General features: G+C 31.4%; 4 protein-coding genes and 1 pseudogene. 3 read left to right on the top strand and 2 right to left on the bottom strand.

Annotated features, from left to right (window positions below):
• A pseudogene (locus tag LDB17_RS14675) lies at positions 1-98 on the top strand (ISL3 family transposase); the annotation flags it as partial.
• Between the two features lie 272 nt (positions 99-370).
• The gene (locus LDB17_RS14670; protein ID WP_252639081.1) at positions 371-988 is read left to right on the top strand and encodes a peptidase E; all 618 of its coding nucleotides are present in this window, start codon (positions 371-373) and stop codon (positions 986-988) included.
• Positions 989-1,103: 115 nt separating this feature from the next.
• On the opposite strand, the gene LDB17_RS14665 is transcribed toward LDB17_RS14670, so the two are convergent.
• Positions 1,104-1,439 (bottom strand): hypothetical protein, encoded by a 336-nt coding sequence (locus LDB17_RS14665; RefSeq protein ID WP_135104206.1) that lies wholly within the window; start codon positions 1,437-1,439, stop codon positions 1,104-1,106.
• A gap of 264 nt (positions 1,440-1,703) precedes the next feature.
• Between LDB17_RS14665 and LDB17_RS14660 the strand changes: the two genes are divergently transcribed.
• Positions 1,704-4,082: an ATP-binding protein gene (locus tag LDB17_RS14660; protein ID WP_252639080.1), complete on the top strand. Its 2,379-nt coding sequence runs from the start codon at positions 1,704-1,706 to the stop codon at positions 4,080-4,082.
• Here LDB17_RS14660 and LDB17_RS14655 read toward each other — a convergent pair.
• The coding region (locus LDB17_RS14655; RefSeq protein WP_393925117.1) for a helix-turn-helix domain-containing protein at positions 4,079-4,205 on the bottom strand (127 nt) is incomplete at its 5' end. The genes LDB17_RS14660 and LDB17_RS14655 overlap by 4 nt on opposite strands.

Here is a 4,205-nt window from a genome sequence, read left to right as displayed (position 1 = left end):
AATCTTTCAATGCCAAGATTAAAGCATTTAGAGCTACGCTCAGAGGAGTAAAGCATATACCCTATTTTTTATTTAGATTAACGAATATTTATGCCTAGTCCACAACTTTTAGGGAAGAGCCCTTATTCCGCTGATTTTGGTGGTGCAACTTAGATTCGTAAAAAAGGAGTTGTATTTACATGGAAAGAAGTTGATGGAATTTATTACATACTAAATATCTCTATGTTAAAACTACCCTCAAAAATAGACGAAGATGTAACAGGTTTAAGTGTAAGATTGATGATATTGATGACATACAGTTGTCACTAAATATATTTATTTTTGCTCTTAATTGTTATTTGAATGATTGTATACGAATAAATAAAATTAAATGAGAAAATTATTCTTGTCCTCTTCCTTCAAAGATGTAGCATCTTTATTGATAGATTTTGTAAAAGAAGACATAAAAGGAAAAACCGTAACGTTCATCCCAACAGCAAGCATAAATGAAAAGGTAAAGTTTTATGTTGGCTCGGCACGTAAGGCTTTCGAAAAAATGGGTTTAGTCGTGGACGAGTTAGAGTTAACAAAAGCTACTAGTAAGGATATACTGAACAAGTTGAAAAAAAATGATTATATCTACGTGTCGGGAGGAAATACATTCTTTTTACTTCAAGAGTTAAAGAGAACAGGAGCAGATAAAATAATTATAGATGAAATTAATTTGGGAAAATTGTATATTGGCGAATCCGCAGGAGCAATGATTGTATCTCCAAATATTGAATATGTTAAGGATATGGATGATTGTAAGATGGCATCAGGTCTAAATACAGTTGAAGCATTAAATGTAATTGATTTTTATCCCGTGCCTCACCATACAAACTTTCCGTTTGCTAAAGCTGTGGAGAAAATAATAGCTAAATATGAATCAAAAATAAATTTATATCCGATTAATAACTCTCAAGTTATTTTAGTAGAAAAAGATACTATTCGGGTTGTTGGTAAATGATTTATATTCATTTATTGGGGCTGTTTTTACTCTGTGCATATATGGAAAAAATAATAGGAAATACCGAAAGTATTTCCTATTATTTACTAAAATTGTCAGATGTAGGTTGGGGCATTTATTTAGCAGTAGCTTCTACGTATTCCTTACCTTCGTCATCCAAGATAACAACTTTAATGCTTTCTTCTGATTTTGAAGATAGGGTTACTTTAGTAAGTTTCTTATCTGCATTGTAGGCAAGAGCTGTAACATTATAAGATTCAGTGTATCCTTGTATGGCAGCTTGTACTTTCTCATTCAAGTCTTCAAACTTCACGTCTACATATCCATCATCGTTTGTTTGATTGATAGCAACAACTGCATTATTTTCACTAGAGAAACTTTGTACATTTGCAAAAGTTGATGTTCCAAAAACTATCGCAATGGCTAACATCATAAATTTCATTGTTTTCATGTCTTCTAATTTTTAAATTACTATTAATTTAGGTATAAATGTGTAATCTTCACTTACACTATATAATTTGCAATAGCTATGCCAAAAGAAATAGAAATGTCTTTTGTTTGTGTAATGTGTTTATTATTAGGTGTGTATTGTGATTTTCTTTTAATAAAGAAGAATAATCGAACTGTAGAATTGTGGAAAATTTCTACAATCTAAGTTGTGGAAAACTAAATAGAATAATTAATTGTTCGTTTTATATATAGAAAAGACTAAGTAATGGTAGAAACTCCCGAGAAAAATATAAGATTCAAAGCTGTGCTTATATATTTAATCGTAGCTCTTATTTGTTGCGGAATGCTCATTTATATATATAAACTTAGAGACGATATCGATGATCAAAAAAGGAGTGTTTTGCAGTACTATAAGGAGTTGTCACTTGTAAACAAGCTGATTGATTCTGTAAACGCATCACAATTGGAAGTAAACCTTTATGTATTTTCGAAACAAGTAAAGCATTATAAACTCTTTAATGAAAGCTTAAATATTGTTGAATGTTTAATGGATTCTCTAAGTCATATAAATCCACTACACAATGAGAAACTACAGCAGATCAATAATCTTTTGGTAAAGAAAGGAGTAATTGTATCAAATTTGAATAAGCAGTTTAGCAACAAAAATCCAATCGAGTCAATAAATGAAGTATTAAAAGAAATTGATCCTGTTATCAAAAAAGATACTGTTTTAGTTACTGCTACCATACAAGATACTATAATCTATTCGGGCCCTAAAAAAGGTTTTTGGAAAAAACTGGGTGAATTATTTTCATCATCAAAAGGATCAGACACTGTAACTTCTATTACTACTGCCAGATTGGATACATTGACCATGCCCAAGAATGATACACTTCATATAGTATCAGAAGTCACAGAAATAGCAGAGCAAGCTAAAGACGATTATGTAAAACGCATTATTTCAATCGAAAATAATTTAAGTAATCTGATTGTAGCAGATCAAGAAATATCTTCTGAGATTACAACATTGCTTATTGGTTTGTATAACCAGACTGTACAGACAAGACTTGATGAAATTCAGAAAAGTGAACAACTTATACGTGATAATAATACTTACTCTATAATAAGCAGTATTGTTTCTCTTATCCTGATTTTTATATTCATATTGCTTATAATAAGCGATGTAAATAAAAGTTATAGGTTGCGAAAGAATCTAGAGCAGGCAAACCTAAGAATCAAGCAGATTATGGATAGTCGTCATAAGTTATTACTTTCTATTTCTCATGATATTAAAACGCCTCTAAACTCTATACTCGGAACATTAGAATTAAAGAAATCAAGTAATGATTTTCTTGCTGATGATATCCGTATGATGAAGGATTCGGGAGAATATATTCTTGCACTTTTAGGAAATTTATTAGAATTTTCGAGTATTGAACAAGGTACTTCGAACATATCGAATCGTGTCTTCAATTTACATGACCTGTGTCAGCAGATAGTCGATATGTTTATTCCTTTAGCCAATAAGAAGGATCTAACATTGTCTTATTCTTTTGAATTCGATGAGAATTTGACATTGTCATCTGATTCTCTAAAAATCAAACAAATACTAATAAATATCTTATCCAATTCGATTAAGTATACATCTGAAGGCTCCGTTCAATTTGATGTAAAATATTCTAACTCGATATTATATTGCATTATAGAAGATACGGGCGTAGGTATTCCTGAAAATCAGGTTAAAGATATATTTCTACCATTTAGCCGGATAGATCAAAATTCACATTTATCCGAAGGTTCGGGTTTCGGGCTATATGTAGTTAAAGGCTTAGTCGATTTATTCCAAGGGAATATAAAAGTTTCTTCAGAAGAAGGGAAAGGAACAAGAACGGTAATATCTATACCTGTAGGCGAGGTTTCACTAAAAGATAGTTTCATTCCTAAGAGAATATTAGTAGTAGACGACGATATATCTTATCTGATTATTATTCGTAATATATTGTTAAGCTTAGGCCATATACCTTCTATTTGCAACAATATAGATGAATTTGACGCGATACTAGCTGAAATTGATCAATATGATGAGATCTTGACAGATATGGAAATGGAGACTTTTAGCGGTATTGATGTTTTAAATAGAATAAAATACAGTGGAATAAATGTACCGATTACAATAGTCACAGCCCGAGAAGATGTCGATTATGATGACTTTATAAGAATGGGCTTTAAAGCCTATATTAAAAAGCCTGTGTCAATAAGTGATCTAAAATTATTATTTGGAGGGCAAATAAAAGATCAAAGTGTGATAGGTTTTAGTTCGCTTAATAAAATGCTGGAAGAAGATTCCGAAGCTTTACATGAGGTTCTGGCATCTTTTGTTCAATCAACAACAGAAAACGTGAGTCGGCTTAAACAGGCTCTCCTCGATAGTGATTTTAATACGGCTCAGTTTATTGGTCATAAAATGCAGCCGATGTTTATACAACTTGGGGCTGTTGATAAGTTAGATATATTGAAGAAATTAGATGCACATCGTTTAGATGCTACTTTAATGTATCCCGAGTGGGAGAGCGATGTCTTTGAACTTATCGAATATGCCGAACAAATAATAAACGATGTTCAAAATTATTTGGATTCTCATTAAATTTCCATACCATATTGATGCATTTTATTGTAAAGGGTTTTCCTATCAATATTGAGTAGGTTTGCTGCTTGCGTTTTATTTCCCTTTGTTATTTTCAAGGCTTTGATAATTTGCTCCCGTTCA

The organism is Dysgonomonas sp. Shenzhen-Wh21 (assembly GCF_043392705.1).
Taxonomy (GTDB): domain Bacteria; phylum Bacteroidota; class Bacteroidia; order Bacteroidales; family Dysgonomonadaceae; genus Dysgonomonas.
This window is presented reverse-complemented; position numbering and strand designations above follow the sequence as displayed.

Bases quoted from the DNA above. Each gene is read 5' to 3' on its own strand.
- LDB17_RS14670 (WP_252639081.1), top strand. From the start codon at position 371: ATGAGAAAATTATTCTTGTCCTCTTCCTTCAAAGATGTAGCATCTTTA.
- LDB17_RS14665 (WP_135104206.1), bottom strand. From the start codon at position 1,439: ATGAAAACAATGAAATTTATGATGTTAGCCATTGCGATAGTTTTTGGA.
- LDB17_RS14660 (WP_252639080.1), top strand. From the start codon at position 1,704: ATGGTAGAAACTCCCGAGAAAAATATAAGATTCAAAGCTGTGCTTATA.